Annotated in this window: 13 protein-coding genes and 1 riboswitch; of the genes, 8 read left to right on the top strand and 5 right to left on the bottom strand. The window is 59.2% G+C overall.

Features of this window, described 5'->3' with window-relative positions:
* The first annotated feature begins 44 nt into the window (after window positions 1-44).
* Window positions 45-1,073 carry a hypothetical protein gene (locus NQ050_RS01985; protein ID WP_257037587.1) on the top strand — a complete coding sequence of 343 codons (1,029 nt, stop codon included), beginning with the start codon at window positions 45-47 and terminating at the stop codon, window positions 1,071-1,073.
* Window positions 1,074-1,076: 3 nt separating this feature from the next.
* On the opposite strand, the gene NQ050_RS01980 is transcribed toward NQ050_RS01985, so the two are convergent.
* A complete protein-coding gene (locus tag NQ050_RS01980) occupies window positions 1,077-1,781 on the bottom strand; it encodes a 3'-5' exonuclease (protein ID WP_257037586.1) in 705 nt (234 codons plus the stop codon).
* A gap of 175 nt (window positions 1,782-1,956) precedes the next feature.
* On the opposite strand from NQ050_RS01980, the gene ligA reads away from it, so the two are divergent.
* Window positions 1,957-3,975 (top strand): NAD-dependent DNA ligase LigA, encoded by a 2,019-nt coding sequence (gene ligA, locus NQ050_RS01975; protein ID WP_373456405.1) that lies wholly within the window; start codon window positions 1,957-1,959, stop codon window positions 3,973-3,975.
* Between the two features lie 126 nt (window positions 3,976-4,101).
* On the opposite strand, the gene NQ050_RS01970 is transcribed toward ligA, so the two are convergent.
* Complete coding sequence (locus NQ050_RS01970; protein ID WP_257037584.1) at window positions 4,102-4,764, bottom strand: ACT domain-containing protein; 663 nt, start codon at window positions 4,762-4,764, stop codon at window positions 4,102-4,104.
* A 418-nt stretch (window positions 4,765-5,182) separates the two neighbouring features.
* Here NQ050_RS01970 and gatC point away from each other — a divergent pair, with 418 nt between their 5' ends.
* The 3 genes from gatC (at window position 5,183) to NQ050_RS01955 (ending at window position 8,721) form a co-directional block, all read left to right on the top strand.
* Entirely contained in the window at window positions 5,183-5,476 is a 294-nt protein-coding gene (gatC, locus tag NQ050_RS01965; protein ID WP_257037583.1) for an Asp-tRNA(Asn)/Glu-tRNA(Gln) amidotransferase subunit GatC, read from the top strand.
* 3 nt (window positions 5,477-5,479) lie between these two features.
* Complete coding sequence (gene gatA / locus NQ050_RS01960) at window positions 5,480-6,964, top strand: Asp-tRNA(Asn)/Glu-tRNA(Gln) amidotransferase subunit GatA (RefSeq protein ID WP_257037582.1); 1,485 nt, start codon at window positions 5,480-5,482, stop codon at window positions 6,962-6,964.
* A gap of 151 nt (window positions 6,965-7,115) precedes the next feature.
* Window positions 7,116-7,331, top strand: a riboswitch (cobalamin riboswitch).
* A gap of 289 nt (window positions 7,332-7,620) precedes the next feature.
* Window positions 7,621-8,721, top strand: coding sequence for an NAD(P)-dependent alcohol dehydrogenase (locus tag NQ050_RS01955; RefSeq protein ID WP_257037580.1), 1,101 nt, complete (start codon window positions 7,621-7,623; stop codon window positions 8,719-8,721).
* A gap of 37 nt (window positions 8,722-8,758) precedes the next feature.
* Here the strand turns inward: NQ050_RS01955 and NQ050_RS01950 are convergent, their stop codons facing one another.
* The gene (locus NQ050_RS01950; RefSeq protein WP_257037747.1) at window positions 8,759-9,271 is read right to left on the bottom strand and encodes an N-acetyltransferase; all 513 of its coding nucleotides are present in this window, start codon (window positions 9,269-9,271) and stop codon (window positions 8,759-8,761) included.
* A 242-nt stretch (window positions 9,272-9,513) separates the two neighbouring features.
* Between NQ050_RS01950 and NQ050_RS01945 the strand changes: the two genes are divergently transcribed.
* Window positions 9,514-10,959: a DHA2 family efflux MFS transporter permease subunit gene (locus tag NQ050_RS01945; RefSeq protein WP_257037579.1), complete on the top strand. Its 1,446-nt coding sequence runs from the start codon at window positions 9,514-9,516 to the stop codon at window positions 10,957-10,959.
* A gap of 29 nt (window positions 10,960-10,988) precedes the next feature.
* Here NQ050_RS01945 and NQ050_RS01940 read toward each other — a convergent pair whose 3' ends face one another.
* The gene (locus NQ050_RS01940) at window positions 10,989-11,903 is read right to left on the bottom strand and encodes a siderophore-interacting protein (RefSeq protein WP_257037578.1); all 915 of its coding nucleotides are present in this window, start codon (window positions 11,901-11,903) and stop codon (window positions 10,989-10,991) included.
* Window positions 11,904-12,103: 200 nt separating this feature from the next.
* A complete protein-coding gene (locus tag NQ050_RS01935) occupies window positions 12,104-12,427 on the bottom strand; it encodes a hypothetical protein (RefSeq protein WP_257037577.1) in 324 nt (107 codons plus the stop codon).
* A 130-nt stretch (window positions 12,428-12,557) separates the two neighbouring features.
* Between NQ050_RS01935 and NQ050_RS01930 the strand changes: the two genes are divergently transcribed.
* Together NQ050_RS01930 and gatB are read left to right on the top strand one after the other, a co-directional pair.
* On the top strand, window positions 12,558-13,586 hold the full coding sequence (locus tag NQ050_RS01930) for a 6-phosphofructokinase (RefSeq protein WP_257037576.1): 1,029 nt from the start codon (window positions 12,558-12,560) through the stop codon (window positions 13,584-13,586).
* A 164-nt stretch (window positions 13,587-13,750) separates the two neighbouring features.
* Window positions 13,751-15,244, top strand: a complete 1,494-nt coding sequence (gene gatB, locus NQ050_RS01925; protein ID WP_257037575.1) for an Asp-tRNA(Asn)/Glu-tRNA(Gln) amidotransferase subunit GatB — start codon at window positions 13,751-13,753, stop codon at window positions 15,242-15,244.
* Window positions 15,245-15,247: the final 3 nt, after the last annotated feature.

The following is a 15,247-nucleotide window of genomic DNA, read 5'->3' as shown; positions in this document are numbered from 1 at the left end:
TTTGAAGAATTTGAGCGCTATTTTGGCCTTGCTAGCATTGCCCCATGCAGTCCGTGCCAGTGCCAGTGCCAGTGCCAAGTTTCGCCCAGCCGACGTTTCCGGGTACCTCCTTTGCGCAGGCTGCAGAGGTCATTGCCGGGGAGACGGGGGAATTGCGTACCGTCCCGCTTCTGCCTTCCCGAGGGCTTCGAGCGGATCATGTGGCTTTTACCTGTGCGATGCTGCCAGAACTGCCCATTGAGAAGGGGCCGCGTTCGTGGCGGGTGTCGCAACGCCCTCAAATCTTGACTCGGCGTGCATGGGATACCTTTGAGCAGGACAAAGACGAGCTGGAATCGGCGTGGGGAAATAATGTCCCGCTGCTGACCCATGCACTCGGCCCGCTTTCATTGGCGGTTGAGCTGGAACTTTCCAATGGACATAGGATGATCACAGATCGCGGCGCTGTTCGCGACCTCGTGGAAATGTTGGCGGAGGCAATTGCGCGGGAGATTTCAACTTTGCGTGGCCGTTTCCAACAACCAGCGGCGGTGCATCTCTACGAGCCGCACCTTGACGCGTTAGCCCAGGGCAGCATTCCGGGGACACATGATTTTGATGCGATTCGTGCTATTCATCGCAAGGACATCACCGAAATCTTGCAACGGTTCGTGGGCATCATCAGGTCAAAAATGCAGCCTGAAGAGCAATCGATGAAACACCTGCGCCACATCGGGTTGGCCAGCGAACCCAGCGAAACCGCCCTGGAGGTGATGGGTGCCATTGGAGTGGATGTAGTTCTTCTTGACCTTCAGAAGGTGCGGGGAACTCAAGCCCTCGACTCCTGCGGTGCCCTCCTCGCATCAAGAATCACTCCTGCGTTCATCCTTGGCGAACGCAACATTTCAGCGAGGCAGGCGGCGATCCAGATCGCGCGGCGTTACGACGAACTCGGGCTGGACCGCAGTCTCCTCACTGCTGCCACGGCTACTGTTCCAGGCACTGCAACCGGGAGTCTGCTGGAACACGCGCACCGGTTGGGGCACGCGCGGGAATGCGCGGCAATCCTTGTGCGTGATGCGGGCGATCTCTAGCGTTTAGCCCTGCATGGGCCAGGAGGTGTTCACCGTTTCCGCGTTTTTCCCCTGCCCCAACAGGTAATTTTTGAAGCTCGTCTGGAGCTCAAAGTAACGCACAGTTTGGAATTCCATCAGCTCGTTGAGCGTCTTGGTGGAAATCTCTGCGCTAAACCGCTTTTTGGCCTGCACCCACGCAATGCGCGCGGCTGCCAGGGCATCTGAGGTGGCCTCGTGGGCGTTGTCGATGCGCACGTTGTACTCAGCGCAAAGATCGCTCAACGTGCGCTTGCCTTTGCGGTACGGATCAAGGGCTTTGTCCATCACGAAGGGGTCATACACCGGGCCGTCCACCACAAAATTGCCAGTGAGCTGGCGCAGCACGGTGAGGTCATAGGCCGCGTTGAACACAATCAGTGTGTAGCCATCGCGCCAAGCTTGTTGGATTGTTTCCACCGTGGTGGCAAGCACTTCCTCGTGCGGTTGGCCGTGCTCGCGGGCGCGCTCCGTGGTGATGCCATGGACCTTTGTGGCTTCTTCGGGGATTTCTACTCCAGGGTCCGCCAAAAGCTCCCTCGGATGGGCGCCTTCTGAGTCAATGTGCACCAATGCTGAGGTGACAATGCGCGCTTCAAAAGGATTTGCTGAGGTGGTTTCCAAATCAAAGCTCAACACCTTGGAGGGATTGAATGGTTCGGTGTTGGGATCAAACGCTGGTGCAGTCATGTTCCCAAGCCTATCGAACGCCCCGGACACGCGCGGTGGAGTTGCATTTTGCGATGCGGAAAATGGGCTATTCCTGCAGCTAAAGGGCGTGTCCGTGGGTGCAGGTAGACTGACCACCGTGACTGAACATGAGCAAGCCAACCAGCAAACCACTCAACAGGTACCGGATGCTGAAATCCGCCACCAATGGGAGGATTTAGCCGAACAAATCCGCTATCACCGCCAGCGTTATTACAATGCGGAGCCGGAAATTAGTGACCAAGAGTTTGATACCCTTTTCCGCGCACTCCAGCGCCTCGAGGAGGAGTATCCGGCACTTGCGGTTCCGGAGAGCCCCACTGTTGAGGTGGGTGCCGCGCCGGCGCAGTCCTCCTTTGCCAACGTAGAGCACCTTGAGCGGATGCTCAGCCTGGACAATGTATTTAGCGGGGAAGAACTTACCGAGTGGCTTTCGCGCACTCCTGCGAACGCCTATCTGACCGAGTTGAAGATCGATGGCCTGAGCATTGACCTGGTGTACCGTGGCGGCAAACTGGAGCGTGCTGCTACACGCGGTGATGGCCGAGTGGGCGAGGACGTGACCGAAAATGCCAGGGTGATTGCAGACATCCCCCATGAACTTCAACACTCCCCAGATTTTCCCGTTCCTGAGGTGTTGGAGGTTCGCGGAGAAGTATTCATCGCGGTAGAAGATTTCTCCGTGGTCAATGAGCTGCGCCAAGAAGAAGGGGGGAAGCCGTTTGCGAATCCAAGGAATGCGGCGGCGGGGTCTTTGCGGCAAAAAGATACAGAAGCGGTGAAGCGACGCCGGCTCAAGATGATCTGCCACGGTCTGGGGCACACGGAAGGCTTTACTCCTGATTCCCAGTTCCACGCATACGAGGCGCTGGCGGCTTGGGGTCTGCCAGTTTCTGAGTACACCGCGCTTGTACGCAGTGCAGAGGAAGTGCAGGAAAGGGTCCAGTACTGGGCGGAACATCGCCATGACGCCACTCATGAAATGGATGGCCTGGTGATCAAGGTGGATGACATCGCAGAGCAGCGTCGCCTTGGTTCCACCGCAAGGGCTCCGCGGTGGGCGATTGCGTACAAATACCCACCGGAAGAAGTGACCACCAAACTCTTGGATATTCAGGTTGGCGTAGGGCGCACCGGCAGGGTCACGCCCTTTGCGGTGATGGAACCCGTCTTCGTGTCTGGCTCAACTGTGTCTATGGCAACGCTGCATAACCAAACGGAAGTCAAGCGCAAGGGCGTGCTGATTGGTGACACCGTGGTGCTGCGCAAGGCTGGAGAAGTAATCCCAGAAGTATTGGGGCCGGTGGTGGACCTGCGTACCGGGGAGGAACGGGAGTTTGTCTTCCCAGCGCAGTGTCCATCGTGTGGCACCACTTTGGCGCCGCAGAAAGAAGATGATGCTGACTGGCGCTGCCCGAACTCCCAATCCTGCCCTGCACAGCTCAGTGCAAGGCTCACCTACTTGGCTGGGCGCGGATCTTTTGACATCGAGGCCCTTGGCGAGCGCGCAGCGGAGGACCTCATCACCTCCGGTGTGCTCAAGGATGAGTCCACGCTCTTTGATCTCACTGAGGAAGACTTGCTTAAGACCAGCGTCTACACCACCAAAGCTGGCACACTCAACGCCACAGGAAAGAAGCTCCTGGCCAAATTGGAACAGGCGAAACGAGCCGACCTATGGCGAGTCCTCGTGGGCCTTTCCATCCGCCACGTGGGCCCAACCGCAGCGCGAAGCCTTGCTACCAGGTATCGCTCCATCCCAGCCCTCATGGAGGCTGAGGTAGAAGAAATCGCCAACACCGATGGCGTTGGCATGGTGATCGCGCAGAGCCTCAAAGATTGGTTCACCGTGGACTGGCACCAAAACATCTTGGAGAGTTGGGCGCAATCTGGGGTGACCATGCAAGAGGATGCATCTGATCTTCCCGAACAAGTACTCGCAGGGCTTACCGTGGTGGTCACTGGCAGCCTTGAGGGATTCAGTAGGGACAGCGCAAAGGAGGCGATTTTGAGCCGCGGCGGCAAGGCTGCCGGTTCCGTGTCCAAGAAAACCGATTTCGTGGTGGTGGGTGAAAACGCTGGATCCAAAGAAACCAAGGCTCGCGAGCTCGGCCTAAGGATCTTGAACGAAGAAGAATTCGTCACCCTGCTGGAAGCTGGTCCCGACGCCCTGTAGCCGGAGGGGGTGCGTTCCGCAGGCAGCACAAAGCCCCTGCCGCAGAAGCGCAGCAGGGGCTCTATGGCAGAGGCGACGGTGGGCCGGGTTGCAGGGGTTGCAGGAGCGGCCGGGTTGCAGGGTGCTCTAGTGGCGCAACAGCCTTCCCAGGATCACTGCCAAATTCCCAATGTGCTGGACCTCTGATGCCAGGAAATCTGGGCCACCAACACGGCCTATCACCAGTACGAGGCCGGTGTCACCAAGTGGGGCTGCCGCGAGGGAAGAGTCCAACAAAGACCAGGACTCCGGAATCCATTGCTCACGCTCAGGGTTGAGGGTGCGCGCCGTTGTGACTTCAATGTGGGTCGGGGTGGAACCATCTTCCTCCGGCGCGGCAGGAGAAGCGGTCACGCGGCTGACCCCATCGCGCACATCAAGCAAAACTGCCCAGTTGGAGGTGAGCGCCTGGGGCATGCGATTCACCAAATCTACAAGTGCCTCAGAATGGGTGGAGGCACCGGCAACAGTTGCCAACAATTGGATCTGGCCACGCCGATCAACGGTGCCGGAAAATGGGCGAATAGAATCCACCTCCACACCATCCAAAGCCTGTGCGGCGGTGATAATCGCATCTGCCATCACGTCTGGAGGCAGGGAAACCACCATGTCATCCATCACGGTGCCATTCGGAAACACCTGCACCACATCCACGGAATGGATGTTCGCGCCGGCCTCACCAATTGCATTGGCAATCCGACCAAGGCTACCCGGCCGGTCTGGCATGAGCACACGGATCAAATATGACATAACAAGCCTTTCTAGGGGGCGCAACCTGCTGAAACTCCAAGCGAGGGCACCGTTGCCTGTGGTGGTGGCGGATGCCTTGCCCACTGCATCGGAAAGCTGCGTGCGGCCTAGGGTTGGTTGCGCATGCACAGCACACGCAGAGCTAAAGAGCAGAATCAACACAGCACTTGTATGTAGGTGACACAAGCGCAATCGCTCCTAATACTACGTGCAAATTTTGCGAAGCGCGGAACCCCCAATATCCGAACCCACGGTGGGTCCCGTGCCGGGGTGGGGGAGAAGGGTGCCTTGGGGGCGTCGGAAAGCTGAGAATCCGTGCGGTAGTATTGTGTACTCAGTGCTGCCTGCGGGGCCCGTTGCCCACGTGTTGCCCAGGCAGGCGGAATCAAGAAGACCTACGAGAGTAAGGATGCGCGAAGTGCCTGAGATTTCACGCGATGAAGTCGCCCACTTGGCTACATTGTCACGGTTGGCCCTCAGTGATGAGGAGCTGGACCAATTTGCCACCCAAATCGAAGCGATTGTGGGTGCAGTGAGCAAGGTGCAGCAGGTGGCCGCGGAAGGCGTGGAGCCCATGTGCCACCCGCATGACATCACCACCACCATGCGTGAAGATGTTGTAGAGCAAATTCTTACCCCTGAACAGGCGCTGGATCAGGCACCGGCAGTGGAAGAACAGCGTTTCGTCGTTCCGCAGATCCTGGGGGAGTAAACCATGACCAACTACCTTGTTCCTGAAACTGGCCTCACCTCCCTGAGTGCTGCCGAGCTCGCCGAGAAGATTCACTCTCGCGAAGTGTCCTCCCGTGAAGTCACCCAGGCGCACCTGGACCGTATCGCCGAGGTAGACGGGAAGCTGCACGCATTCCTGCACGTGGGTGCCGAGGAAGCTCTCGCGGCTGCCGACGCCGTAGACCGCTCCCTGGATGCAGGGGAGGCACCGGCCTCACCGCTGGCAGGTGTTCCACTGGCACTTAAGGATGTGTTCGTGACCACGGACGCACCAACCACCTGTGCATCCAAGATCCTCGAGGGGTACGTTGCGCCTTACGACGCCACCGTGACCCGCAAAATCCGCGAGGCCGGGATTCCGATTTTGGGCAAGACCAACATGGACGAGTTCGCCATGGGTTCCTCCACGGAAAATTCCGCGTACGGCCCCACCAAGAACCCTTGGGACGTGGAACGCACGCCTGGCGGCTCCGGCGGCGGATCCTCCGCAGCGCTGGCATCCGGTGAGGCCCCATTGGCAATTGGTACGGACACCGGCGGCTCCATCCGCCAGCCGGCGGCACTCACCAACACCGTTGGTGTGAAGCCCACCTACGGCACCGTGTCTCGATACGGCCTGGTGGCATGCGCATCCTCCCTGGATCAGGGCGGCCCTACTGCACGCACGGTCCTGGACACGGCATTGTTGCACGAGGTCATCGCGGGCCACGATAAGTACGACGCCACCAGCGTCAATCGCCCAGTAGCGCCCGTTGTGGAAGCAGCGCGCGAAGGGGCCCGGGGTGACCTCAAGGGCATGAAGGTTGGCGTGGTGAAGCAGTTCAACCGCGAAGGCTACCAGCCGGGTGTGATTGAGCAGTTCCGTAAGGCCGTGGACCAGCTCGTGGACCAAGGTGCAGAGATCGTAGAGGTGGACTGCCCGCACTTCGATGACGCGCTCGCCGCCTACTACCTGATCCTGCCTTGTGAGGTTTCCTCCAACCTCGCCCGCTTTGATGGCATGCGCTACGGCCTGCGCGTGGGCGATGACGGCACCCGCTCCGCCGACGAAGTGATGGCACTCACCCGTGCAGCGGGCTTCGGCCCAGAGGTAAAGCGCCGCATCATCCTGGGCACCTACGCGCTGTCAGTGGGCTACTACGACGCCTACTACCGCCAAGCACAGCGCGTGCGCAGCCTGATTGCCCAAGACTTCGCACAGGCATACGCCCAGGCAGACGTGCTGATCTCCCCAACCACCCCAACCACCGCCTTCAAGCTTGGGGAAAAGCTTCAAGATCCAATGGCGATGTACAACTTCGACCTCTGCACCCTGCCACTCAACCTCGCCGGCCTCTGCGGCATGTCCCTGCCTTCGGGTTTGGCAAGTGACACCAACCTGCCAACCGGCTTGCAGATCATGGCACCGGCGTTCAAGGATGACCGCCTCTACAAGGTAGGCGCAGCCTTCGAAGCTGGGCAGAAGTAAGGAACTAGGAACTCAGATAGGAACCCGGCGCTCCCATACTGGTTGCACCCACAAGGTCCCGCTGCCCGCACCTGAGAACAGGTGGCAGCGGGATTGTGTATTTCGCGCTAAAATCACTAGCGCACAACGAACAACTTGCTGGCGCATTTCGCCAAGGTACTGAATGCTTGGTGCCCAGAGCTCCAATGCTGGGGCTCCAATGCTGAAGTCCCTTGAGGGAACCCGGTGCGAATCCGGGGCTGACGCGCAGCGGTAAGTGGGGACTAGCCATCCACAACGTCACTGGGTGCCCAAAAGGTACCTGGGAAGGCGGATGGTGAGGGTTGATCCACAAGTCCGAAGACCTGCCAGGAAGTGACCATCGCGCAGCCGTCCGCGTACATGCGGCTGCCTGATACGGACCGCGGCCTCACCAACCACGGGAAGGCTGAAGGCAACGTTCCTGCATCAGTGAAGGTCACACACCATCACGGTGTGCGCTCGGTGCAAGAACGCCTTTTGCTGTGGTGAATGTCAGGCACCAAAAGCGATGCGCAGTTCACTCCCCGTCAGCGGTGAGGCGGCACAAGATTAACGTGCTCCCTCTCCACTGGCGGGTTTTTGGTTCGTAGGGGTGCAAGACTGAGGGTGGCTTATGGGGGAGTATCGTTGGTGCAATGAGCACAGAACACATTGAAGCCCATGCAAATCACCAAGGGGAGGCAGGCGGCATCCAGACCAAGGTGCTGCAAAAAACTGCCGCTGGACGCCCCTTTGAAGTAGCTACCATTACCCGCCGCGCACTGCGTGAAAACGACGTGCTGATTGATGTGAAGGCAGCGGGCATCTGCCACAGTGATATCCACACAATCGAATCCGAGTGGGGCCCAGCACATTATCCGCTCACCGTTGGCCACGAAATCGCCGGCGTAGTCCAGGCCGTGGGCTCTCAGGTAAGCAAGTGGCAGGTTGGGGACCGCGTTGGCGTCGGTTGCTTAGTGAACTCCTGCGGAGAGTGTGAACAGTGCCTCGCCGGGTTTGAAAACCACTGCCTCAAGGGCGCGGTGGGAACCTACAACTCCGTGGACACAGACGGAAGCATCACCCAAGGTGGCTACACCCAGAAAATCGTGGTGGATGAAAACTTTGTGTGCCGAATCCCCGACGAACTGGACTTTGACCACGCAGCTCCGCTTCTGTGCGCGGGCATTACTCTTTATTCACCAATCGCCGCGTGGGATATCAAAGAAGGAGACCAGGTAGCCGTTGTGGGCTTAGGCGGCCTTGGACACATGGGGGTGCAGATCGCAGCCGCAAAGGGCGCTGAAGTGGAAGTGCTCTCGCGCACTCTCAAAAAAGCGGAACTTGCAAAGGAACTCGGGGCTGTGGCAACGCATGTAACCACCGACCCAGATTTCTTCAGACACAATCGGGGACGCTACGACTACATCATCAGCACCATCTCCGCTGACTTTGACGTGGATGCCTACCTTAAATTGCTCAAACCCCGCGGCGTCATGATCGTGGTGGGCCTTCCCCCTAAGGCACAATCATTAAAGTTTGGCTCCTTGATCATGGGATCCAAGGTGCTCACCGGCTCAAACATCGGTGGAATTGCAGAAACCCAAGAAATGCTGGACTTTTGCGGTGAACACGGAATCGGTGCCTACATTGAAAAGATCGGGGTCAAGGACGTGGACCGCGCCTACGAGCGAGTTGTCGCGTCGGACGTGCAATTCCGCTTTGTGATTGACACCTCCACCTTTGATGAGCTGTAACCCCGCGGGCTGAACCTGGGCCTGGGTGAACCTGGGCCTAGCTGAATCGGAGGATGAGGCGGTGGTATTCGGAATCGCTTGCTCCAGGTGCTTGAGCGCTGGGAGGTACAGGTTTGTATCCCAGTTTGAGGTAGACCTCGTGTGCGTGGTGGTTGTCTGCATCAACGGAAAGCGAGATACCTGGGGCGCCCGCGGCCCGCGCGATTTTTGCAGCTTCGTTGAGCAATAGCCTGCCAAGCCCATGTCCACGGAAAGCGGTTTCTACAGCAACAGCCACCTCCGGCACACCCGATTCCACATGCCCGTAGCCATGGTGGTCTTCGGTGCCCCAAATCAACCATGCACCACCAGCGGGGATGTGGTTGCTCCAGGCAATAACACCGCCGCGTTCCGGCGTCCACCGTTCCACATAGGTGTGGTAGTCCTCTGCGAAAGCAGCGGTGACTTCACGGCCTTCATTACCGTGCACATCAGTAAGGAAGTTCAGCCGGGCGATGTACGTCCGATCAGATTCTGTGGTTGGTGTGAACAGAAAATTCTTGTCTGGCATGACATCAATTGTGCCAGCCGCGCTGGCCTTCGGCAGGGGCAGCAGCGGTGCCGACGTGCTGCCGTTTGGACTACGCCGCCTTGGTGCCTGGAAGCCTTGGGCGTCGGCAATGCTCCGCCTCGAGACGTTGCCTTTGGGACGCAGGAGACAGGACACAGGACGCGGGGCGTGTCCTAGATGGGGTGTATAACTAGATCGACGTATGAAACCGGGCGTACATAACCTTGGGAAGGTGTGGGAACATGGCATCTCAGGCGCAGAAGGCCACCGCGTTGCCGCTGCCGGAGAAGCAGGCATGGCCCGCGCTGTTTGCGCTGTGCATTGGGTTTTTCATGATCCTGCTCGACCAAACTATTGTCGCCGTGGCTACGCCGGTGCTCCAGGAAGAGCTGGGCGCAAGCTACAACCAGATCATCTGGGTGAATTCGGCGTACCTGCTGACCTTCGCCGTGCCGCTGCTGGTGACGGGACGCTTGGGGGATCGTTATGATCCTCGCAACGTATATGTGCTGGGTATGGTCATCTTTACCGTGAGTTCACTCATGTGTGGTTTGGCGCCGAATATCAGTGCGCTCATTTGGTGGCGCGCAGCCCAAGGATTGGGTGCGGCGCTGCTGACACCGCAGACAATGAGCGTGATCAACAGGATTTTTGCCAAGGAACGCAGGGGTGCAGCTCTCGGTGTGTGGGGGATGGTCGCGGGGCTCGCCGGGCTGACGGGGCCTCTTGCAGGTGGGGTGATCAGCGGCAGCGTGGGCTGGCAGTGGATCTTCATCATCAACGTGCCAATCGGCGTGATTTCGATTGCCGCAGTGTTGCGCTATCTGCCAAGTTTCCCGCGATCCCAACGGCCAATCGATGCATTGTCAGTGTTGCTGAGCATGGTCGCCGTGTTCGCGGTGGTCTTCGCGCTGCAAGAAGGCCAGCAGCAGGGGTGGGCCCCAAGGATTTGGGTTTGCATGGCGTTTGGCATTGCAGTGGCGGCGTTGTTTGTGCGCCAGCAGGGCAGGGCAGAAGCCCGTGGAAAAGATGCCTTAATGCCACTTGGGCTATTCCGGGTGCACAATTTTTCCTTAGGCCTAGTGGGCATTTTTGCCCAAGGGTTCGTGATCGCAGGAACACCATTGCCGGTGATGCTCTACCTCCAAGAAGTCCACGGGCTCACACCACTGCAGGCAGGGCTGGTGACAGTCCCGCAATCCATTGCCGCACTCGTGCTTTCCCCGTATGTGGGAAGGCTCGCGGATCGGATCTCACCAAACCTCTTGGCAGCCGGCGGATTTGGTGCGAGCGCCCTGTGCCTTGCTGCGCTGTGGGTATCCATGAGTGCAGCCTGGCCAATTTGGACAATAGTGGGCATACTTGCAGTGTTTGGCCTGGCCAACAGCTTCATTTGGGCACCCAACTCCACGAGTGCCATGCGCGACCTCCAACCCCAGCAAATGGGCGTGGCATCTGGCACCTACAACACCATCCGACAATTGGGGTCCGTCCTTGGCTCGGCTGCGGTAGGCGCGGTGCTGCAGTGGCGCATCATCATCGACTCCGCCGGCACCGCCTACGGCCGCTCGATTTTGCTCGCGGCCATCGTGATCAGCTTTGGCGCGGTTGCAGCGCTGCGAGCGAACACCCTATCCCGTGGGGTTGAAGGAGCGCCCTCAACGATCAGCAATAAGGCGGAGCAATAAGAAGGTAATCCGCTCCTTGCAATGCGGTATTAGCGAGCGAGCTTTTGGGCTTCCTCGGCCTCAGCCTGCGCCACGAACTCCATCTTGCTCGCCTGCCATTGATCCTCCGTCATACCAAGGCGCCAATATCCAGAAATGGAAGCGTCATCCTTAGGCACGCCAAGTTCCACGAACAGCAGGCTACGAACCTCCTTCACCATTTCCGCCACACCGTGCACAAACCAAGCGGTTCCAGTTGGGGCCGAGGTGGGAGCGCCATTAGGTGTGGTGGTCAAGAAGTGTTCGCGCAGCGCCTGTACTAGTGCGGTGCCGTGGGTCGCACCGTTGCGGTGCACAAAACGCACCTCTTGCCCTGGCGCAAGATTTTCGGGCAGAGGCATCTCTGCTGCAGCGTCTGCCACTTCAATGAGCGTGAACGACGTTGCCAGCGCGGGCAGCGCCGCAAGGCCCTCGAGCACGGCCGGGGCGGCAGCTTCATCACCAGCAAGCACAAAGTGCTGGTAGCGTTCCTCGGGGTGCCACGCGCCACCGGGGCCGAGGAAGCTAATCTGCGCGCCGGGTTCCACCCGGGAAGCCCACGGACCAGCGACCCCCTGCGGTGCACCTGAATGGTTGTGCTCCACAAAGTCGATGGAAAACTTGCCGTGCTCTGGGTCGATTGCACAAAGCGTGTAGGTGCGGCGCACCACTTGCTGAACGCCAATCTCTTCAGCGCTGTTGACCACCAAAGGCTCACCGTTTTCCTGGAACAACAGCTTCACGTAGTGATCCGTATGGGCAAACTCTGCGCCAACCAAGTCTGGGCTATCAAAATGCACCCGGATCAGGTTGGAGCTTCTGCGCTGCTTTCCGGTGACGGTGGCAGTCCGAGGAATCATCTTGCGCCGTGGGCGAGGGGAAGAAGATGCTTGTGGTGCTGCTGATGCGGGAGGTGTGGGTTCCATAGCAGCAAAGCCTACCCAACATTGTTGCTTAGGGTAGGCTTTGCTATTTTCCGTTGCCGGCAAATACCAATACTGCTGCGAAAACCCTCAAGTTGTGCCTTTCCCCTTCCCTTGGGGGACGCACGGTGGGGCAGCGGGGCTCTGTTGTCTCGCGTTGTCTTGCGTTGACTTGCGCGGCTCCTGCCTTGCGGGGCTGAGGTCTAGCGGGCGTCGGAAAGCGCGTACGCCGCTCCGGCAGAAGCCGCGGTGACGGCGAGTACGCTCGGCCAGGCACCAATCTTTTTGGCGAGTGGGTGAGAGAGGCCGAACGCTGCGATGTAGGCTGCGCTCAGGCCAGCGGTGAGTGGAACGCCGCCTTTTGCGTACCAAGTGCGCCCTGCCCAAATTCCTGCCGCAGCGAGGAGAACCCCACCGAGTGGGCGGATCCCGGTTTCGCGGGCGGTGAGCCAGCCGCCGATGAGGCCAGTGGCGATTAGCGGTGCGGTCTGGACGTCTTTGGCTTTTTTGATGTCGATTGCGCTCATGCTCATCGAGGATACCTGATGCGAGTGGTGGCCGATGCGAGTAATCTCACAGGCATGCCCGAGTCTTTCCGCAGCAAGACACTGATTTTTGCTCGGGCGTAAGCGGGCACGTTCGGCTATTATTGGGCACATGCGTATTGCAACTTTGACCTCAGGCGGCGATTGCCCCGGCCTGAATGCAGTGATCCGCGGCATCGTCCGCACCGCCTCCGAGTACGGCTCCACGGTGGTGGGCTACCAGGACGGCTGGGTGGGCCTGATGGAAGACAAGCGGGTTCAACTCTACGACGATGAAAACATTGACCGCATCCTGCTGCGCGGCGGTACCATCCTGGGCACCGGTCGCCTGCACCCTGATCGCTTCAAGAACGGCATTGAGCAGATCAAGGAAAACCTGGCAGACGCAGGGATCGACGCCCTCATTCCCATCGGCGGCGAAGGCACCCTCAAAGGTGCAAAGTGGCTCTCCGACAACGGCATTCCCGTAGTTGGCGTGCCAAAGACCATTGACAATGACGTCAATGGCACGGACTACACTTTCGGCTTTGATACCGCCGTATCCGTTGCAACCGACGCAATTGATCGCCTGCACACCACCGCTGAGTCGCATAACCGCGTGATGATCGTGGAGGTCATGGGCCGCCACGTTGGTTGGATCGCCCTACACGCTGGCATGGCAGGTGGCGCGCACTACATCGTGATCCCCGAGGTGCCATTCGATATTGCAGAGATCTGCAAGAAGATGGAACGCCGATTCCAGATGGGTGAGAAGTACGGAATCATCGTGGTGGCTGAGGGTGCGCTGCCCAAGGAAGGCACCATGGAGTTCAACGAGGGCGGCGTGGACCAATTCGGACACCAGACCTTCAACGGCATCGGCCAGGTCATCGGCGATGAGATCAAGCGCCGCTTGGGCCACGACGTCCGCACCACCGTACTCGGCCACATTCAGCGCGGCGGTACCCCAACCTCCTTCGACCGCGTCCTGGCAACCCGCTACGGAGTCCACGCGGCACGCGCTTGCCACACCGGCGACTTCGGCAAGGTTGTTGCACTCCACGGTGAGCACATTGAGCTCATCCCACTCGAGGATGCAGTGGGCCAGCTCAAGGTTGTGCCTCAAGGGCGCTACCGCACCGCGCAGGCTCTGTTTGGCTAAATGTTTGGCTAAAAGTGAGGCTCAAGAATGTAGAGCAACTTCGCTAAAATCGGCCGTCTCGTATGGGGCGGCTGATTTTTTTGTGGACTCCTCACGGCGGTAGGGTTCTCCATCGTTGTCGTCGGCGTTCGTTCCTCATCCGCATTGTTGTAAACTCGTAGGCTATGACTGACCTGATGGATTACGAGGACGTTCTAGAAAAGTTTGACCCTGTAATGGGCCTTGAGGTGCACGTGGAGCTCGCCACGGAAACCAAGATGTTCTCAGCCCCCTCCGCACACTTTGGTGCAGAACCAAACTCCAACGTTGACCCAACCTCCCTTGGTTTGCCAGGTGCGCTGCCTGTGGTCAACGCGAAGGGTGTGGAATGGGCAATCAAGATTGGTCTTGCGCTGAACTGTGAGATCGCAGAATCTTCCCACTTCGCGCGAAAAAACTATTTCTATCCGGATCAGCCAAAGAACTACCAGATCTCGCAGTATGACGAGCCAATTGCCTACAACGGCTACCTCGACGTTGTGCTTGACGACGGCACCACTTGGCGCGTTGAGATTGAGCGCGCCCACATGGAAGAGGACACCGGTAAGCTCACCCACCTCGGTGGTGCCGACGGCCGCATCCACGGTGCCACCGCTTCTTTGGTGGACTGCAACCGTGCCGGCGTACCACTCATCGAGATCGTGACCAAGCCAATCATTGGTGCTGGTGAACGCGCCCCAGAGGTTGCCCGCGCATACGTTTCCGCACTGCGCGACCTCGTGAAAGCCCTCGGCGTGTCTGACGCGCGTATGGACCAGGGATCGATGCGCGTGGATTCCAACCTGTCCCTCATGCGCAAGGGCGCAACAGAATTTGGCACCCGCACCGAAACCAAAAACATCAACTCGCTCAAGTCTGTGGAGCAGGCGGTCCGCTACGAGATGCAGCGCCAGGCCCAGGTCATCGAGGACGGTGGTGAGATCGTCCAAGAGACGCGCCACTATCAGGAAGCCGACGGCACCACCTCGAAGGGCCGCCCTAAGGAGACCGCTGAGGATTACCGCTACTTCAACGACCCTGACCTGCCACCAGTGATTGCTCCACGAGAGTGGGTTGAGGAAATCCGGGCAACTCTGCCGGAGCTGCCATGGGTCCGCCGCGCCCGCATCCAGGAGGAGTGGGGCCTCAAAGATGAGGAGATGCGTGACCTCGTGCGCCTTGGTGCCCTCGATCTCATCGTGGCCACCGTTGACGCAGGGGCGCCTTCCGATGAAGCACGTTCTTGGTGGGTCGCCTACTTGGCACAAAAGGCCAATGAGCAGGGTGTGGAACTCGATGCCTTGTCAATTGAGCCTGCCCAGGTTGCAGAGGTTATTGCCCTGATCAAGGACGGCAAGCTCACCAACAAGCTCGCCCGCCAGGCTGTGGACGGCGTGCTGGCTGGGGAGGGCACCGTGGCTGAGGTGATTGCTGCCCGCGGCCTAGAGGTGGTGCGGGACGACGGCGCCATCGAAGCCGCTGTTGATGAGGCGCTTGCAGCAAACCCAGATATCGTGGAAAAGTACAAGGCCGGCAACACCAAGGTTGTGGGCGCAATTGTGGGTTCAGTGATGAAGGCAACCCGCGGTAAGGCCGACCCTGCACTGGTGAACCAGCTCATTGCCAAGAAGTTGAGCTGAGCT

Source organism: Corynebacterium sp. 122RC1, assembly GCF_024580955.1.
Classification (GTDB): domain Bacteria; phylum Actinomycetota; class Actinomycetes; order Mycobacteriales; family Mycobacteriaceae; genus Corynebacterium; species Corynebacterium kozikiae.
Note: the sequence above shows the minus strand (reverse complement) of the source record. Positions and strands in the feature narration are given on the sequence as shown.

What these genes read in the sequence shown, in the direction of transcription:
- NQ050_RS01985 (WP_257037587.1), top strand. Translation starts at nt 45, where the DNA reads ATGCAGTCCGTGCCAGTGCCAGTGCCAGTGCCAAGTTTCGCCCAGCCG.
- NQ050_RS01980 (WP_257037586.1), bottom strand. Translation starts at nt 1,781, where the DNA reads ATGACTGCACCAGCGTTTGATCCCAACACCGAACCATTCAATCCCTCC.
- NQ050_RS01970 (WP_257037584.1), bottom strand. Translation starts at nt 4,764, where the DNA reads ATGTCATATTTGATCCGTGTGCTCATGCCAGACCGGCCGGGTAGCCTT.
- gatA (WP_257037582.1), top strand. Translation starts at nt 5,480, where the DNA reads ATGACCAACTACCTTGTTCCTGAAACTGGCCTCACCTCCCTGAGTGCT.
- NQ050_RS01955 (WP_257037580.1), top strand. Translation starts at nt 7,621, where the DNA reads ATGAGCACAGAACACATTGAAGCCCATGCAAATCACCAAGGGGAGGCA.
- NQ050_RS01950 (WP_257037747.1), bottom strand. Translation starts at nt 9,271, where the DNA reads ATGCCAGACAAGAATTTTCTGTTCACACCAACCACAGAATCTGATCGG.
- NQ050_RS01945 (WP_257037579.1), top strand. Translation starts at nt 9,514, where the DNA reads ATGGCATCTCAGGCGCAGAAGGCCACCGCGTTGCCGCTGCCGGAGAAG.
- NQ050_RS01940 (WP_257037578.1), bottom strand. Translation starts at nt 11,903, where the DNA reads ATGGAACCCACACCTCCCGCATCAGCAGCACCACAAGCATCTTCTTCC.
- NQ050_RS01935 (WP_257037577.1), bottom strand. Translation starts at nt 12,427, where the DNA reads ATGAGCGCAATCGACATCAAAAAAGCCAAAGACGTCCAGACCGCACCG.
- NQ050_RS01930 (WP_257037576.1), top strand. Translation starts at nt 12,558, where the DNA reads ATGCGTATTGCAACTTTGACCTCAGGCGGCGATTGCCCCGGCCTGAAT.
- gatB (WP_257037575.1), top strand. Translation starts at nt 13,751, where the DNA reads ATGACTGACCTGATGGATTACGAGGACGTTCTAGAAAAGTTTGACCCT.